Below are 13,989 nucleotides of genomic sequence, written 5' to 3' on the forward strand. Positions count from 1 at the left end.
CGACGGATTCAACGTATCTGCAATGGCCGCGCGCGCACTCGCCAACTGGAGGAAATGCCGCCGGCCGTCGGCCGCAGACACGCCCGCGTGCCGGGTGCCGGGATTCTTTCGAACGCTCATACGATTGTCTCCCCATTTCCTGTCGGCGATCCGCATCGGCCCCACCTGATACCTGGTTCATTCCATAGCAAGATGCGCTACGATTCGGTGAAGGATAGACCCCGATCGATAACTTGACGGCAATCAATTCATCCTCCCGATGGCTTCCACCAAAAGACCGTCCGCCTGGCTTCCTGCCGTGACGCCACCGGGCGCGGATCGCAGCCGCATCGAGCATTTGCCGAACGTGTTGCGCAAGCTGCGCATTCGCGATCTGGAGACGCTCGACTGGCTCGGGCGTTATCGCAGCTTCGCGCGCACGGCCGAGGAAGCGTCGATCACGCAGCCGGCGTTGTCGAAATGGCTGCGTGAACTCGAGGACACGCTGGGCTTGCCGCTGTTCGAACGCACATCGCGGCGGGTTGCGCCAACGGCGTACGGCGAAGCGATGCTCGAGTGCGTCGCGCGCATCCTGACTGATCTGCATACTGTCCAGCCAGCGCTCGATGCATTAAAGCGCGGCACGAGCCTGCCGCTGAAGATCGGCATGCTGCCGTACATCTCCATGCGCGTGCTGCCGGGCGTGATCGAGTATCTGGCGCAACACGCGCCCACCCAGCAGATCAACTTCTCTGAGAACACCCTCGACAACCTGCTGCCGCTGATGCAGCGTCGCGAACTCGACATGGTCGTGTGCCGCCTTGAATCGCCCGCGCTGACCTCGGGCTTGACTGTGACCGAGCTCTATAGCGACGAGATACTGGTCGTCGCGCCCAAGGATCATCCGCTGCATCGGCGCAGCCGTATCACGTGGCGCGACGCGGCCGCCTGGCCGTGGATCATGCCGTCGATGGGCTCGCCAATGCGAACTGCCCTCGAAGTCGAGTTCGCGACAGCGGGTGTTGCCGCGCCGCCCTATGAGGCAATTGACCATCTCAAAGAGCAATCGGACATCCTTGCGCTGAGGAATGACGCGGACGTGCGAATTTCAACAACCCGCACTGACGCTCAAGATACGCTGGTACGCGTTGCGGCCCGTCTACACCTCTACACCCCGCCCGACGTGCGCTGTGTCGACGTCATCGTGGGTGGCCAATATGGCAGCGAAGGCAAAGGCAACGTCGTTTCCTATCTAGCTCGTGAGTACGATGTCATGGTGCGGGTCGGTGGCCCCAATGCCGGCCATACCGTCGCCAGTGCTGATGGCGCCTATACCTACCACCACATCCCGTCCGGCGCCCGTGACGTCAAAGCGAAGCTCCTACTCGGACCGGGGATGACCATCTGGCTGCCTGGATTGCTCAAGGAGATCGCCGATTGCGGGCTCACGGCAGATCGTTTATTCATCGACCCTCACGCCACCATCATCGAACCGGCCGACCGAGAAGCTGAAGGCAAACATCTGGTGGGCACAATTGCTTCGACGGGTAGCGGCAGCGGAGCGGCAACCGCGAGGCGGATTCTGGAGCGCGGTAAGCCAAGCGTTCGTCTGGCACGCGATATCCCTGAGCTTCGACCCTATGTGGGAACAGAGGGTCATTACCATGGCTGCACAGCCGATCGCCTCGAAGAGGCCTACCGCAACGGACAATCTATCTTGCTTGAGGGAACACAAGGCAGCGGCCTCAGTTTGTTCCACGGCACCTACCCGTTCGTAACCTCGCGCGACACCAATGTAGCGGGCTGCTTGGCCGAGGCAGGCATCTCACCGAGTCGGGTGCGGAAGATCCTGGTGGTCATTCGCCCCATGCCGATCCGCGTGGGTGATCCCGATGGGGATCAGGGGCACACATCGGGGCCGCTCAAGCACGGCACAACCTTTGATGCTATTGCTGAAAAAGCAGGCCTGGACCGTGAAGCTCTGAATAAGGCGGAGAAGACCTCCACCACCAAGCGCAAACGGCGTGTGGGCTGGTTCGAATGGGACCAGTTCCGCAAGGCTTGTGCACTCAATGCGCCCACCGACATCGTCCTCACTTTCGCAGACTATATCGACGCGCGTAACAGCAAGGCCCGCCGCTTCGAGCAGCTCACTGAAGACACCATCAAGTTCGTCGAAGAACTGGAGCGCGTCGCACAAGCCCCGGTTTCACTCATCAACACCCGGTTCCCGCGAGAGCCTGACGGAACGAACGATCTTCGCTCCGTCATCGACCGTCGGAATTGGACCGCCCGCTCAACACGTCGGATACCTCGTGGAAATCGAAAAACTGATTGACGCTTATCCAAGAATTTTTCATATGGCCGAGGCCGATACGTGGCCCAGCATCCGAGACCGCGGCCTGATGTCGGCCTCAGCTGTACTGGACCACTTCGGCGTCACCGGCCAGGCTCGCGGCCAATACGAGACCGCTCAACGGACCAGCAAGATGGCTGTGCTTCCTCAAGCGCCTGGCGGAATCGTGCTGCGGGATCAAAAGCCGATGCCTCCCGAACGCTTGGCACGGGCACTGATAGACGGAACCACGCCGGAAGCCTGGTACAGGCTCATTAATGGCAAGGTCTTCTTCTGGGCGGAAGAACATCGCTTGCATGGCCTGCTCGGGGCGCGGGATTACCGACATCTCGAACATGATGTATTGACCATTGACAGCGGCCCATTCATCCGTGCGTACGCTCCGAGCCTCTGGTTGTGCCACATGAATTCCGGGAACACATTTCCGATGCCTCATGCGAGGGGGATCGATGTGTTCAAGCGAATCCAGGATTATCCGGTCAATGCCCGCGGAGGTCCCGCCAAGCCGGTCGTCGAGATCGTGGTGGATGGTCAAATACCGGACATCGCACGCTATGTCATCGAAGTCCGGCGCATGAAGGGCGAACAAACGCTCCAACAACTGACCTGAACGCGCGCCCCCCCGTAATAAGGCACCACTGGCGCACGACGGTCCATCAACTCACCAAAGGAGTATGGTATTGGACAAGTCCACGCGTAGTAGTCGCCGATGCAGTTAACGCAGACGCGATCTGCGTCGGCAACGCAGGGAGAAGTGTTGGTCATTGTTTTCTCTTCTCGCCAGCGTTCAGTTACCCTACCTCAACTCGCCGATTGTCAGCTGCCGCGGGGCATAGACAAACAGCCCTTCGCTGCGTCTTCGTCAGTGGCCGTCGGCCCGAGGTAGAGTGTTTTCTCATAGCTTGATTGCCAGTGCCACCAACATCAAAATTTACCGGACGCCCGTCCCTGCATCGGATTCGCTGACTCCACGCATGCCCAAGCATCTCCGAGCCTCGCACGGAAAGTCACGCCTTGCGGCCCCGGCGCTCCAGTTCGATCCTGGTACGTTCCAATTCTCGCGCGAACGTGGCCTCATCCGGGAGGACCGTCTGATACTCCGCTGCGAGTATCTTGTTCGGTAAGTTGTCGAGTGCATAATGCGCCTCGGCCGCGCCTTTTTCAGCACACAGAATCAAGCCAACCGGGGGGTTTTCGCCGGGCTTCATCCAATGTTCACGCGCGTAGTTGAGGTAGAGATGCATCTGCCCCGCGTCCGCATAGCTGAAGCGCCCGACCTTCAAATCGATAATGAGCAGGCATCGCAAGCGCCGGTGAAAAAACACGAGATCGACTCGAAACCAGGTGTCATCGATCCGTAGACGCCGCTGCCGACCTATGAACGCAAAGTCATCGCCGAGCTCGAGTAGAAAATCCGCCAAGTGCTGGATCAAAGCAGCTTCGAGATCCGACTCCGAATATTCGTCCTTCATGTCAAGAAATTCGAGGACAAACGGATCGCGGATCGCTTCCTCAGGCGATAGAAGATCGCCGGGTTGCGCTACAGCCGCCTTTCCGAGCAAGGACGCCTTGTTGCGTGACAGCACCAGCCGCTCATAGAGCTGACTACTGATCTGACGGTCAAGCTGTCGCACAGACCAGCCCTCACGCAACGCTTCAGCCTCGTAAAAGTCGCGAGCAGCTTGCGCTTTCACCGCGAGGAGGCGAACGTAAGCGGACCAGGGCAACGGAAAAGCCTGAGCGATAGAAGTTAGCTCAAACGCCACGCCCATCGACGCCTTCACACCTGCCTTGGTTGATTTTGCAGACGCTGTCCGGACAATCCGGGCGGGCGCGGATTGTGCAGACAGTGTCTGCACAATCCGATCCGCAGGCCACGTCAAGTAAAAGGTGCGCATCTGTGCGAGATTGCGCCATCCGAAGCCGCGACCGAATCGCTCTGACAGATCGGCGCCCAAACGGCGGATCACCGCCTCGCCATAAGCGGCCCGTTCCTCCCCGCCCTGCTCGAACTCAACGATTCGTCGCCCGATCTCCCAATATGTCGCCGTCATCAGGGCGTTCACCGTGCGCGCCGTCGCTTCGCGCGCCGACGCGACTACATCAGCAATTTCACGGTGCAGTCCCGCATAAGCGGCCTGCCCGACATCACGCTGTGTCACAGTGCGTTCACCGCGTCCTTGAACGCCTTGCCGGCGGTGAACTTCACGGTATTCGCGGCCGGGATGGCAATCTCCGCGCCCGTCGTCGGATTACGTCCCGTGCGGGCGGCTCGCTGCCCCTGCGAAAACACGCCGAAACCGATCAGCTGTACCGATTCGCCGCGACTCACCGCATCCGTGATCGCGTCCAGGACCGCCTGGACGGTTTTGCTCGCGTCGGTTTTGCTGACGCCCGCGCCCGCTGCGACTGCGTCAATAAGTTCCTGCTTGTTCATGAACAGCCTCGGCAACAAAGTCAAAGCTGCACCCTACCTCATCCCGCTGCACACACGCAAATCGCTGGCGACCAGTGCAGCAATACCCTCCAACTCGCTGGCCTCTGTCCCCCTCACTGACGGGCGGCGCACCAATGAACTCTGCCTTACTTCACCCCTGTCGCAGATACGCTCGCCGATAGCCATTGTGAAAGTTCGCAGCCTGGCCGACGCTCACACAACTATCGGGCTTCTGGTATCACACAATTGTCCGCTCCCCGGCCGAGGCCGACCCGCACGGACTACGGCATCTGTTCGTGCCGCGTCCTGCCGCCTCCCATCGTGCCCGCCACGGGCAGCGGTGGCTTAGACACAACTTCAGTTGGATGAGCGCCCGTCGAAAATGAAGCTGTCCCGAAATGAAGGGTAACATCGCCCTTAATATGTTCCCCTTCAGTTCTCACGATCGAGTTCTACGATGTCGCCGGCGTTGTACTCGCTGCCGCAGATATATCGCCGTTTAGAGTTTTTGATTAGTCTAGGCATCTCGGCGGACTTGCTGCTTTCTAGCCCCTGTATTTTCTGGGGGCGGCAGGTCCGCAACCGGGCGAGTCTCCGCCCATGCCTGAACTTCATGTACCAACCATCCTACCCTGCGGCCCGAAAGCAGCCGCGGTTCGGGAAAGGTCTTCTCACGTACGAGCTTCTGCACCGTCGCCGGGGATAGCGAGAGTGCCTGTGCCACCTCTTTCAACGAGATACAGATTTTCATCGCGACGTCACCTTTAGCTTGATGTCCTCGATTCCTTGTCTGCGCCGAGATGTTGTCAACACGGACCACAGTGGTGTCGATGATGTACGGCAAACCTGTCACACTTACGATTGACCACGCACATTCGAATTTAATTGGTAATATCGCGCGCGGCAAATGCACTCACAGGAACAAAATTCTGCTTGGCCGCCCTTTCATTGACGATTAGTTTCCCCGAAGTTCCGTTGTGGTCCGCTACCAAGAGACGTTGAGCCAAACCTTCTAGCAGCCCTGGTCTTTTGCATTAATTCTTTTCGATTCAAGGACGATGGAAGCCCTGTATGCACGGCATATCAGGGGGCAAATACCGTTTCGCGCGCTACCTGTCGCGATATCTCTGGATACAGTTCCTAGCCGACCGTCGAGATTACTCTCTGAAGTCAGCGTCCAACCACCCTCAAATACCGGCCACTACGATCGGCATCGCCCGCCTACTTCTTCGCGGGATACGTCGCGGCGATTGATTCCAACCGAAGGGATAGCTGCGTGAGCCACTCGCGCCTCTCCCTATCATAGGTGTGTCTGTTGTAGACGCCGATGATTCCTGGTTGCACATGGCCGAGGACTGCTTCGGCAATATCATTGGGACATCCCATCATTGCAAGCAACGTCCGGGTTGTGCGTCGAAGATCGTGGGCCGACCAGTGCGTGACCGGCAAACGCGGCCGGTCGTGTTTCGGTGCGATCTTGCAATATGGTTGATGATAATAGACGCCGTGCTGGACCACGGTCTGGTCCATCGACATTCCGCTCGACGAGGGAAACATAACGATTCCCTTGGCCTGATCGAGGCGCCGTCGCACAACAACCTCAGCACGACCTATGAGCGGCACACGCAAATCCGTTGCCCTCTCGTTTTGCAACCCCTTGGTCTTGTATTTCGGGATAGTCCACCAGAGGCCGTCGGCTTCCTCTGCCACTTCGGTGCATTCCATTGAGACGATCTCGCCGCCCCTCGTGCCGGTCCAAAGGTAGAGCGTCAACGCATCAGCAACAGTCAAACTAAAATTCGGCAACCACCGGATCAACGTGCCGAGTTCATCTACCGAAAGTACTCGTTTCTGCGTCCCGGTGTATTTCCCCTCGACCTTGCGCCCTTTGCTCTTCAATCGCCCTCTTAGAACATCCTTCCACCAATTCGCAGTGTTTTCGGGAAGGCGCCCGGCATCGAGGGCATAGTTCCAAGCACCACCAAGCTCCATTCGAAGGCGCGCTGCGAGAACCGGTGTCGACTTATATGAATCGAGGAAATCGAATGCCTGGGCGCGCGTGACAGTCGCCGCGCTAGCGTCCGCGATAGGCCCCAACATTGCCTTGAATATTCGGGCGACCTCGACCGCGCCCTTCGTCTTCCGATTTACTTCTACATGCCCTTCCAGGTAGTCACGGCACAGCTCCCTGACGGTGTAGGCAGTTGGTGATGGACTGGGAGTCGTCGCTTCTCTGTTTCGACGGAGTGAAGAAAGCTCAGCGCCAGAATCACGCTCAACGCGGCTCCTTTCCCAAGCGGAGATCGCGGCAGCAAATGCCATCGCGGGCCACTCGCCGAGCTTCACTTGCCGCATACGGCCATCAACCGGCGACTTGTAGCGATATGTCCATGACTTGCGACTCATCGAAGCCTGGAGACGAAGTCCCGGAAACCCCTCAAAGGTCATGTGCTCGCCGCTTGGCAGCGCGGCCGCGACGCGTGCGTCAAAGCGCATTCTTCCCTCGGCGTAGGTTTTTCCTGAGAGAAGCATACGCGGCGTAGGTTTCCCGCACAACGCCCCAGAAACCTACGCCGACCCAGCAAGTTTAGCCAAGCGGAGACACGCGTTGATGCAACGACGGAAGCAAGGAGAAGTCTTCAATCATCGTTAATATTCAATGACTTAAATACCTCACCGGATCAACTCGGACCACCACGGACAAAGCCGAAATTTCGACTATTCGTTCTCTTCGAAGTAATGCCCGAACTTGACCTGCTTGGTCCGGATGTAACGCTCGTTTTCCTCGCGCACGGGCACTGCGAGCGCCACGCGTTCACACACGGGAATGCCGTGCTTCACGAGCGTGTCGAACTTCTTCGGGTTATTGCTCATCAGCCGCACCGACGTCACGCCGAGGATCCGCAGGATCGCGGCGGCCGAATCGTATTCGCGAGCGTCGTCGGGCAGGCCGAGGTCGAGATTCGCCTCGACGGTGTCGCGCCCCTGCTCCTGCAGCGCATATGCGCGAATCTTGTTGCTCAGGCCGATGCCGCGCCCCTCGTGGCCGCGCAGATACAGCAGCACACCGCGATCTTCCGCCGCGATGTAGCGCAGCGCGAGATCGAGCTGCTCGCCGCAATCGCAGCGGAAGGAGCCGAACACGTCGCCGGTCAGGCATTCGGAATGCAGCCGCGTGAGCACGGACTGCTCGCCGGTGACGTCGCCCATCACGAGCGCAAGATGTTCGGCATCGCTGCCCGATACGCGGAAAGCGTACGACGTGAACGTACCGTAGCGCGTGGGCAGCGACGCGGTGGCGACGAGCGTCACGCACTCGTCTGCCTGGCCATTGCCCTGCGTGGGCGATTGGGGACGCGAAGACATCATGAATTCAATCGAAACGATCTGGAATGTAGGAGTTGTGTGGATAGTGCGTGACCGGAGTTTACCGCTAATCTGGAAACGTCACGCGACTGCCGCAGCAGGCCCGGCTATACTGGGCCCGTCGGGTGCCGCGCATCACGCCCTGCCTTCCCTGCATCGTCCCGCACACGGAGAAAGCAAATGAGCACGACTGTCGCGCAAATTCTCAAAGCCAAGCCGGATTCCGGCCGCACGATCTACACCGTCAAGAAAGCCGATTTCGTCTATGACGCCATCAAGCTGATGGCGGAAAAGGGAATCGGCGCATTGCTGGTCATGGACGGCGACGACATCGCGGGCATCGTCACCGAGCGCGACTACGCGCGCAAGGTCGTGCTGCAGGACCGTTCGTCGAAAGCCACCCGCGTCGAGGAAATCATGACGGCCAAGGTGCGCTACGTCGAACCGTCGCAATCCACCGACGAGTGCATGGCACTGATGACCGAGCACCGGATGCGCCACCTGCCCGTCATCCAGGACGGCAAGCTGATCGGCCTGATCTCGATCGGCGACCTCGTGAAGAGCGTGATTGCCGACCAGCAATTCACGATCAGCCAACTGGAACACTATATCCACGGCACCCCGACGGTCACGTCCGCCTGATCCGTCCCAGCGAAAAAGGCCCAAACGCGCGAGCGTCTGGGCGGAAAAGCCGCCGGAATGCGGCGACGGAGGTTCTGCTCTGCTGACGCAGACGCGCGCAAGCGGCGCGCGTCCCGTCGGTCACATGCTGTGCTCGGGCAGACCCGGGAATGTTCAGTTGCCGAAGTAGACGGAGTTCACGGGATTCGCGGCTTCATGCGTCATGCGGCGGCCCGACTGGCCTGCGCCCGTCGCCACCGCACCATAACCGCTCGTATCGGCTTGGGCGAGCATCGGCTGGTTCGGCTGGATCCGTTGTTCCGCGGCCTGGACGTTGTCCGGATATTGCGAATCGCTCGCGAGCGGCTTGTAGCCGTTCTGTTCGAGTTGCACGAGCTCGGCCCGAACCTGGTCGCGAGTCAAGCCCTGCTCGGACTGTGCGAACGATGCGATCGGGGCGGCAAGAACGGATGCAGCGATCGCTGCGTAGATGATCGACTTCATGGTGGACCTCCGAAATGTGTTCTCTTTTGACGTCGCTCCCGGCGGGACTGTCTGAAGCGATGGATCAAGTGTAGTGCTGGCGATACCAAGGGGAAACCCTTGGTTTGAACATACAGCGTTGCATTTTCGGAAAAAATCGACCGCTGTCACCGTGCGCGATCGCTATTACTTAAATCATTTTCACAACAATGCCTGACGAAAGGCCGACAGCCGAAGCACCGATCCGGAAGGTTGTGTTGTAGAATCGTAAGGTTTTATTCACCTTCCGATACCCCATTCACCATGCACGCGCCCATGCTCGTTCCGGTTTCGCCGCCTGGCCTGGTCGGCGTGCGCGTGCGCGCCGGCCAGCCGGCGCACCCCCTCGCTCGACGCACGGCCCAGGCGCCGCTCGCGCCTGCCCGGCGCCTGATCTGACGGCTCGGTCTCCTTCCCGGAGCCAGGTCAGACAGGCTCCGGGCGATCCCCATAGGCACGCCCCGCCTGCCCCATGCCGATCATTTGGAGAACTGCCATGAAACAACGCCTTTACCAGTTGACCGAACTCGACGTTGCTCGCCTCGAGAAGCACGCCGAACACAACCCGCGCTTCCAGACGATGCTCGACACGCTGCTCGAGCGCGCAGACATCGTGCAACCGGACGCCATCAAGGCAAACGTCGTCACGATGAACTCGCAGATCACACTGCTCGACGAAGCGACCCAGGAACAGGCCACCTGGACGATTGTTTATCCGGACGCCGCCAATCTCGAGCTCGGCCGCCTGAACGTGTTCTCGCCGGTCGGCATGGCGCTGCTCGGCACGCAACGCGGTCAGCTGGTGAAAGTGCTGCAGCCGAGCGGCGCCGAAAGGCTGATGAAGGTCGCCGCGATCGTGTTCCAGCCGGAAGCCAACGGCGAATACACGCGCTGATGCTGCCGGCCGGCAGCGCACACGTCGGCACACCGAGCAAAAAGCGAGGCTCAGCGCCTCGCTTTTTTTGCGGCCGGACGATACGCAGCGCCATCGCAGCCCGCATCGCCGATGCGGCGGGCGAAAAAAAAGGCGCCCGAAGGCGCCTTTTTCGATACTGCGAAGCTGGTTACCCAGCCGTCACGCTTAGAAGCGGTGACGCAGACCAACCGTTGCTGCGGTTTGGTTGATCGACGAGCTCGGCAGCGTGTTGACGTCGCCGTTGTAGATCGATGCGCCAACGCCGTTCTTCGCAGCGCGCTGGTACACAGCTTGTGCGTAGACGTCGGTGCGCTTCGACAGCGAGTAGTCAGCTTGCAGGCCGAACTGGTTCCAGTGCGTGCTTTCGCCAGCAACCTTCGCGTTCGTGTACGTGTACGCTGCGCCCAGGCCCAGAGCCGGCGTCAGGTTGTACTTCGCGTTGACTTCGTAGTTGTCAGCGTGGAACGTAGCCGCGCCGTTAGCTTGGTTGTCGACACGCGATTGCGTCCATGCTGCGCCAACTTGCGCCGGGCCGAATGCGTATGCAGCAGCCGCGCCGTACGTGCGCAGGCGGCCTTGGCCGTTGAACAGAGCCGACGACGAGTCAACTGCGCCCGTGCCGTTGTTGTTCGGGTTGTTCGCTTGCGAGTAAGCTGCACCCAGCTTCAGGCCTTGGTACTGGTACGACACGCCGCCGCTGTAAGCACGGTTGTTGCCGAAGTTCGTGCTGTTCGAGAACGAGTACGTGCCGCCGAATTGCAGGCCAGCGTAGTTCGCGCTTGCGAACTTGATCGTGTTGTTAGCCGAGTAGCCGCCGTTCGTGCTCAGGTTGTCGTTGTTGAACGGGTGAGCGAAGTACGTACCGCCCCACGAGCCCGTTGCGGTCAGCGGTGCCAGGTAGTCCTGGACGGAGTCGTACTGCTTACCCAGCGTAACCGTGCCGTACTGGCTCGACAGGCCGACGAAAGCCTGGCGGTTGAACATGCCGTTGTTGTTCGCGAACTTGCCGTTGCCGATGTTGAAGCCGCTTTCCAACGTGAAGATTGCCTTCAGGCCGCCACCGAGGTCTTCCGAACCACGCAGACCGAAGCGGCTCTGGTCAATGCCCGAACCCATCGACCACAGCGACTTGCCTTGGCCAGCTGCGTTCTGGACGTTGCTTTGGTAGGTGATGCCTGCGTCCAGCACGCCGTACAGCGTGACGCTGCTTTGCGCGTGAGCGACGGTAGCGAACGATGCTGCAGCTGCTGCAACGATCAGAGTCTTGTTCATTCGTGGAGCTCCCTTCTAAAAAGAGGCAGGTCTCGCGACCTTGTTCATAAACGGTCTGCAACCGCCCGGGAGCGCCATCGGTCCTTCTGGCCGCGCCCGGATAGTTGCCCGTTTGGGAACCGTGAGTTTAGGGGTGTACCCTAGGGGCGCGATCTGCAAATAAAGAAATAAGCTTTTCCAGAACTAGAAATAATGAAAGTGGGGACGCGTTATAAGTATTTGTTTTAACGTCTTTTTTTGACCTATTGACGGATGTTTTTTGGAGGCTTTCATCCCACCATTCTTTCGTGTCATCGTCTTGACGGTTGCATAGAAACAACAAACGGAATCGATGGAACCACACGAAAACGGTAATTTTTACCCAAAACAATCTCAAATGTTGGGCCTGGCCGCCTAAAACGCAGCGACTGAACGGTAAACATTCGGCCGCGCGGCCGTAGCCGACCCCATTGGCCGTCGGCGCCAACTGCAACGGGGAGATCGGCGGCGGCACCCCGGGTGCCGCCGGGCCGCCGTGACATGCGGTAACAGCCTTAACGGCCCGCGTAACCCGGCTCCGGGACCGGCAGGCTAATGTAAGGCGGCTCTGACAACATATATAGAGGACCCGCCATGAATCGACGCTCGTTGCTGCGCGCCGTCGGACTGACCGCCGCCTTCGCCGCCACCGGCGGCTGGCTGCGTACCGCCTCGGCCCAGCCCGCCCCACCCGGGTACCGGCGGCCGGGACCGCCTCCCGGCCACGGCAGGCCGCCTTATTCCGATCGCCCGGGCTTCGCGCCGCCTGCACCGCGGCATGATCGCCGGCCGCCGCCTCCACGGCCGCACGGCTATGTCTGGACCGACGGCTACTGGCGCTGGCAGCGCGGCCACTATATATGGGTGTCCGGACGCTGGGTCGCCCGCCGCCCCGGGCGCAGGTGGGTACCTGGATACTGGCGGCGCCAGGGTCAAGTGTGGGTCTACGTCGACGGCACCTGGCGTTAAGTCGTCCGCGGCGGCCGTGGCTCGGCGCGAAGCCGCCGCTTCCGCGCCCTTGCCGATCGACACGCCGCCCTGTCTGCATTCGAGCTGACCGACCGGGCGGATGCCGATCGCGCTCGCCCCGGTCACGACGGTCGTCGGCCCCCCTCAAACGCCGATCGCCACGCGTGCGTTGCGCCCTTCGCGACACCGCACGCGAAAGCAGCGCCCTCGAAACGTTCGGATAACGAAATCATCTGTTGCTGCCGCAACGCACGCATCCTGTCGCCGGTCGTCACGCGACCACACGACGCACGCTGCTCAACGCCCGCTGCTTTCCTGCTCGCGCGCGCGGCGACGGGCCGCGCAAATCGCACGATGATGTTCGTCGGCCCAGCGGATCACCGCGTGCATCGGCGTCAGGAACGAACGCCCGAGGTCCGTCAACGCATATTCGACGCGCGGCGGCACCTCCGCATACAGCGTGCGGCTGACGAAGCCGTCCTGCTCGAGCCGCTTGAGCGTGCGCGACAGCATCTGCTTCGACACGTCGCCGATCGCACGGGCGAGTTCGTTGAAACGCATCGTGCCGCCGGACAGCGCCTCGAGCACGAGCAGGCTCCACTGGTCGCCGATGCGGTCGAGCACATCGCGGATCGGGCACGGCTGATCGAGTTCGACGGATTCGTCGGCGGACGGAAACGACATGACGGGATTCTCTTTCACGGGCAATGCACGGTCACCGCGGTGTGACCTGTTCACACCGCGGTGACTTCTTGTGACGGGTTCGCGGCAACTGTACCATTCGATCGACTCGATGGCCGAGCGGACTTGCCAGTTCTACGAAGCATGCGCACGCGCACCACCGGCACCCCGTCGCCGCCGATGACGACGATCGGCGTCATCCGCAGTCGCACACCACGCACCGCGCGTCCGTCCACGCATCTCCAGACAAGGAACCTGCCGCATGTCATCGCTCCGCTCGCCCGTCCGCACCGTTGCCGCGTTCGTCCTGCTTGCCGCATCGACCGCCGCGCCGGCCGCCGGCCCGGCCGCGCGCGACCTGGCCGCCGAGGAAGCCAACCGCCAGCTCGTGCTGACGTTCTACGACCGCTTCTTCAACAAGCACGAAGCGCTCGAGGCTGCCGCCGTCGTCGCCGACGACTACAAGCAGCACAACCCGCACGTGCCCGACGGCAAGAAGCCGTTCGTGTCGTACTTCGTCGGCGCGTTCCAGAAGACCCCCCAATCGCGCGCGCAGATCGTCCGCAGCGCGACCGACGGCGACCTCGTCTATCTGCACGTGCATGCGACCGAGCGCCCGGGCGATCGCGGCGAAGCGGTGGTCGACATCTTCCGCGTGAAGGATGGCAAGATCGTCGAGCACTGGGACGTGATCCAGCCGGTGCCCGAAAAAGCCGCGAACGGGAACACGATGTTCTGACCGGGCGGGCCGCGCGCCGATGCGCGGCCGACCGCTTCGCACGCTTGAACGCGGCCAGCGCACCGGCCACGCATGCGTCGTGCGACATCGAGCGCGAGCACCTGCCCGGTCGT

At 60.9% G+C, this 13,989-nt stretch carries 14 protein-coding genes; 6 read left to right on the forward strand and 8 right to left on the reverse strand.

Features of this window, described 5'->3' with window-relative positions; genetic code table 11:
• The first annotated feature begins 259 nt into the window (after positions 1–259).
• Complete coding sequence (locus DIE12_RS11425) at positions 260–2,317, forward strand: adenylosuccinate synthetase (RefSeq protein WP_124551241.1); 2,058 nt, start codon at positions 260–262, stop codon at positions 2,315–2,317.
• Complete coding sequence (locus DIE12_RS11430; RefSeq protein WP_260429019.1) at positions 2,295–2,945, forward strand: DUF7002 family protein; 651 nt, start codon at positions 2,295–2,297, stop codon at positions 2,943–2,945. The genes DIE12_RS11425 and DIE12_RS11430 overlap by 23 nt, the downstream gene beginning before the upstream one ends.
• A gap of 397 nt (positions 2,946–3,342) precedes the next feature.
• Here the strand turns inward: DIE12_RS11430 and DIE12_RS11435 are convergent, their stop codons facing one another.
• The 5 genes from DIE12_RS11435 to ribA form a co-directional block, all read right to left on the reverse strand.
• Positions 3,343–4,497 carry a YhcG family protein gene (locus tag DIE12_RS11435; RefSeq protein WP_124551242.1) on the reverse strand — a complete coding sequence of 385 codons (1,155 nt, stop codon included), beginning with the start codon at positions 4,495–4,497 and terminating at the stop codon, positions 3,343–3,345.
• Positions 4,494–4,772: an HU family DNA-binding protein gene (locus DIE12_RS11440; RefSeq protein WP_124551243.1), complete on the reverse strand. Its 279-nt coding sequence runs from the start codon at positions 4,770–4,772 to the stop codon at positions 4,494–4,496. The genes DIE12_RS11435 and DIE12_RS11440 overlap by 4 nt, the downstream gene beginning before the upstream one ends.
• Before the next feature lie 517 nt (positions 4,773–5,289).
• The gene (locus DIE12_RS11445) at positions 5,290–5,523 is read right to left on the reverse strand and encodes an AlpA family transcriptional regulator (protein ID WP_124551244.1); all 234 of its coding nucleotides are present in this window, start codon (positions 5,521–5,523) and stop codon (positions 5,290–5,292) included.
• 470 nt (positions 5,524–5,993) lie between these two features.
• Positions 5,994–7,268 carry a tyrosine-type recombinase/integrase gene (locus DIE12_RS11450; protein WP_124551258.1) on the reverse strand — a complete coding sequence of 425 codons (1,275 nt, stop codon included), beginning with the start codon at positions 7,266–7,268 and terminating at the stop codon, positions 5,994–5,996.
• Between the two features lie 222 nt (positions 7,269–7,490).
• Complete coding sequence (ribA, locus tag DIE12_RS11455; protein WP_044846712.1) at positions 7,491–8,141, reverse strand: GTP cyclohydrolase II; 651 nt, start codon at positions 8,139–8,141, stop codon at positions 7,491–7,493.
• Positions 8,142–8,318: 177 nt separating this feature from the next.
• Between ribA and DIE12_RS11460 the strand changes: the two genes are divergently transcribed.
• Positions 8,319–8,780: a CBS domain-containing protein gene (locus DIE12_RS11460; protein WP_044846711.1), complete on the forward strand. Its 462-nt coding sequence runs from the start codon at positions 8,319–8,321 to the stop codon at positions 8,778–8,780.
• 153 nt (positions 8,781–8,933) lie between these two features.
• Here the strand turns inward: DIE12_RS11460 and DIE12_RS11465 are convergent, their stop codons facing one another.
• Positions 8,934–9,263 carry a DUF4148 domain-containing protein gene (locus DIE12_RS11465; RefSeq protein WP_124521840.1) on the reverse strand — a complete coding sequence of 110 codons (330 nt, stop codon included), beginning with the start codon at positions 9,261–9,263 and terminating at the stop codon, positions 8,934–8,936.
• 514 nt (positions 9,264–9,777) lie between these two features.
• On the opposite strand from DIE12_RS11465, the gene DIE12_RS11470 reads away from it, so the two are divergent.
• Entirely contained in the window at positions 9,778–10,176 is a 399-nt protein-coding gene (locus DIE12_RS11470; RefSeq protein WP_044846709.1) for a GreA/GreB family elongation factor, read from the forward strand.
• A gap of 186 nt (positions 10,177–10,362) precedes the next feature.
• Here the strand turns inward: DIE12_RS11470 and DIE12_RS11475 are convergent, their stop codons facing one another.
• Entirely contained in the window at positions 10,363–11,469 is a 1,107-nt protein-coding gene (locus tag DIE12_RS11475) for a porin (RefSeq protein WP_044846708.1), read from the reverse strand.
• A gap of 612 nt (positions 11,470–12,081) precedes the next feature.
• Between DIE12_RS11475 and DIE12_RS11485 the strand changes: the two genes are divergently transcribed.
• Complete coding sequence (locus DIE12_RS11485) at positions 12,082–12,456, forward strand: YXWGXW repeat-containing protein (protein ID WP_124521844.1); 375 nt, start codon at positions 12,082–12,084, stop codon at positions 12,454–12,456.
• 297 nt (positions 12,457–12,753) lie between these two features.
• On the opposite strand, the gene DIE12_RS11490 is transcribed toward DIE12_RS11485, so the two are convergent.
• Positions 12,754–13,140 (reverse strand): helix-turn-helix domain-containing protein, encoded by a 387-nt coding sequence (locus DIE12_RS11490; protein WP_124521845.1) that lies wholly within the window; start codon positions 13,138–13,140, stop codon positions 12,754–12,756.
• A 259-nt stretch (positions 13,141–13,399) separates the two neighbouring features.
• Between DIE12_RS11490 and DIE12_RS11495 the strand changes: the two genes are divergently transcribed.
• Complete coding sequence (locus tag DIE12_RS11495) at positions 13,400–13,876, forward strand: nuclear transport factor 2 family protein (RefSeq protein WP_124521846.1); 477 nt, start codon at positions 13,400–13,402, stop codon at positions 13,874–13,876.
• Positions 13,877–13,989 lie beyond the last annotated feature (113 nt).

Origin of the sequence: Burkholderia sp. Bp9015 (genome assembly GCF_003853505.1) — a bacterium.
Classification (GTDB): domain Bacteria; phylum Pseudomonadota; class Gammaproteobacteria; order Burkholderiales; family Burkholderiaceae; genus Burkholderia.

What these genes read in the sequence shown, in the direction of transcription:
- DIE12_RS11425 (WP_124551241.1), top strand. Translation starts at nt 260, where the DNA reads ATGGCTTCCACCAAAAGACCGTCCGCCTGGCTTCCTGCCGTGACGCCA.
- DIE12_RS11440 (WP_124551243.1), bottom strand. Translation starts at nt 4,772, where the DNA reads ATGAACAAGCAGGAACTTATTGACGCAGTCGCAGCGGGCGCGGGCGTC.
- DIE12_RS11445 (WP_124551244.1), bottom strand. Translation starts at nt 5,523, where the DNA reads ATGAAAATCTGTATCTCGTTGAAAGAGGTGGCACAGGCACTCTCGCTA.
- DIE12_RS11450 (WP_124551258.1), bottom strand. Translation starts at nt 7,268, where the DNA reads ATGCGCTTTGACGCACGCGTCGCGGCCGCGCTGCCAAGCGGCGAGCAC.
- ribA (WP_044846712.1), bottom strand. Translation starts at nt 8,141, where the DNA reads ATGATGTCTTCGCGTCCCCAATCGCCCACGCAGGGCAATGGCCAGGCA.
- DIE12_RS11460 (WP_044846711.1), top strand. Translation starts at nt 8,319, where the DNA reads ATGAGCACGACTGTCGCGCAAATTCTCAAAGCCAAGCCGGATTCCGGC.
- DIE12_RS11465 (WP_124521840.1), bottom strand. Translation starts at nt 9,263, where the DNA reads ATGAAGTCGATCATCTACGCAGCGATCGCTGCATCCGTTCTTGCCGCC.
- DIE12_RS11470 (WP_044846709.1), top strand. Translation starts at nt 9,778, where the DNA reads ATGAAACAACGCCTTTACCAGTTGACCGAACTCGACGTTGCTCGCCTC.
- DIE12_RS11475 (WP_044846708.1), bottom strand. Translation starts at nt 11,469, where the DNA reads ATGAACAAGACTCTGATCGTTGCAGCAGCTGCAGCATCGTTCGCTACC.
- DIE12_RS11485 (WP_124521844.1), top strand. Translation starts at nt 12,082, where the DNA reads ATGAATCGACGCTCGTTGCTGCGCGCCGTCGGACTGACCGCCGCCTTC.
- DIE12_RS11490 (WP_124521845.1), bottom strand. Translation starts at nt 13,140, where the DNA reads ATGTCGTTTCCGTCCGCCGACGAATCCGTCGAACTCGATCAGCCGTGC.
- DIE12_RS11495 (WP_124521846.1), top strand. Translation starts at nt 13,400, where the DNA reads ATGTCATCGCTCCGCTCGCCCGTCCGCACCGTTGCCGCGTTCGTCCTG.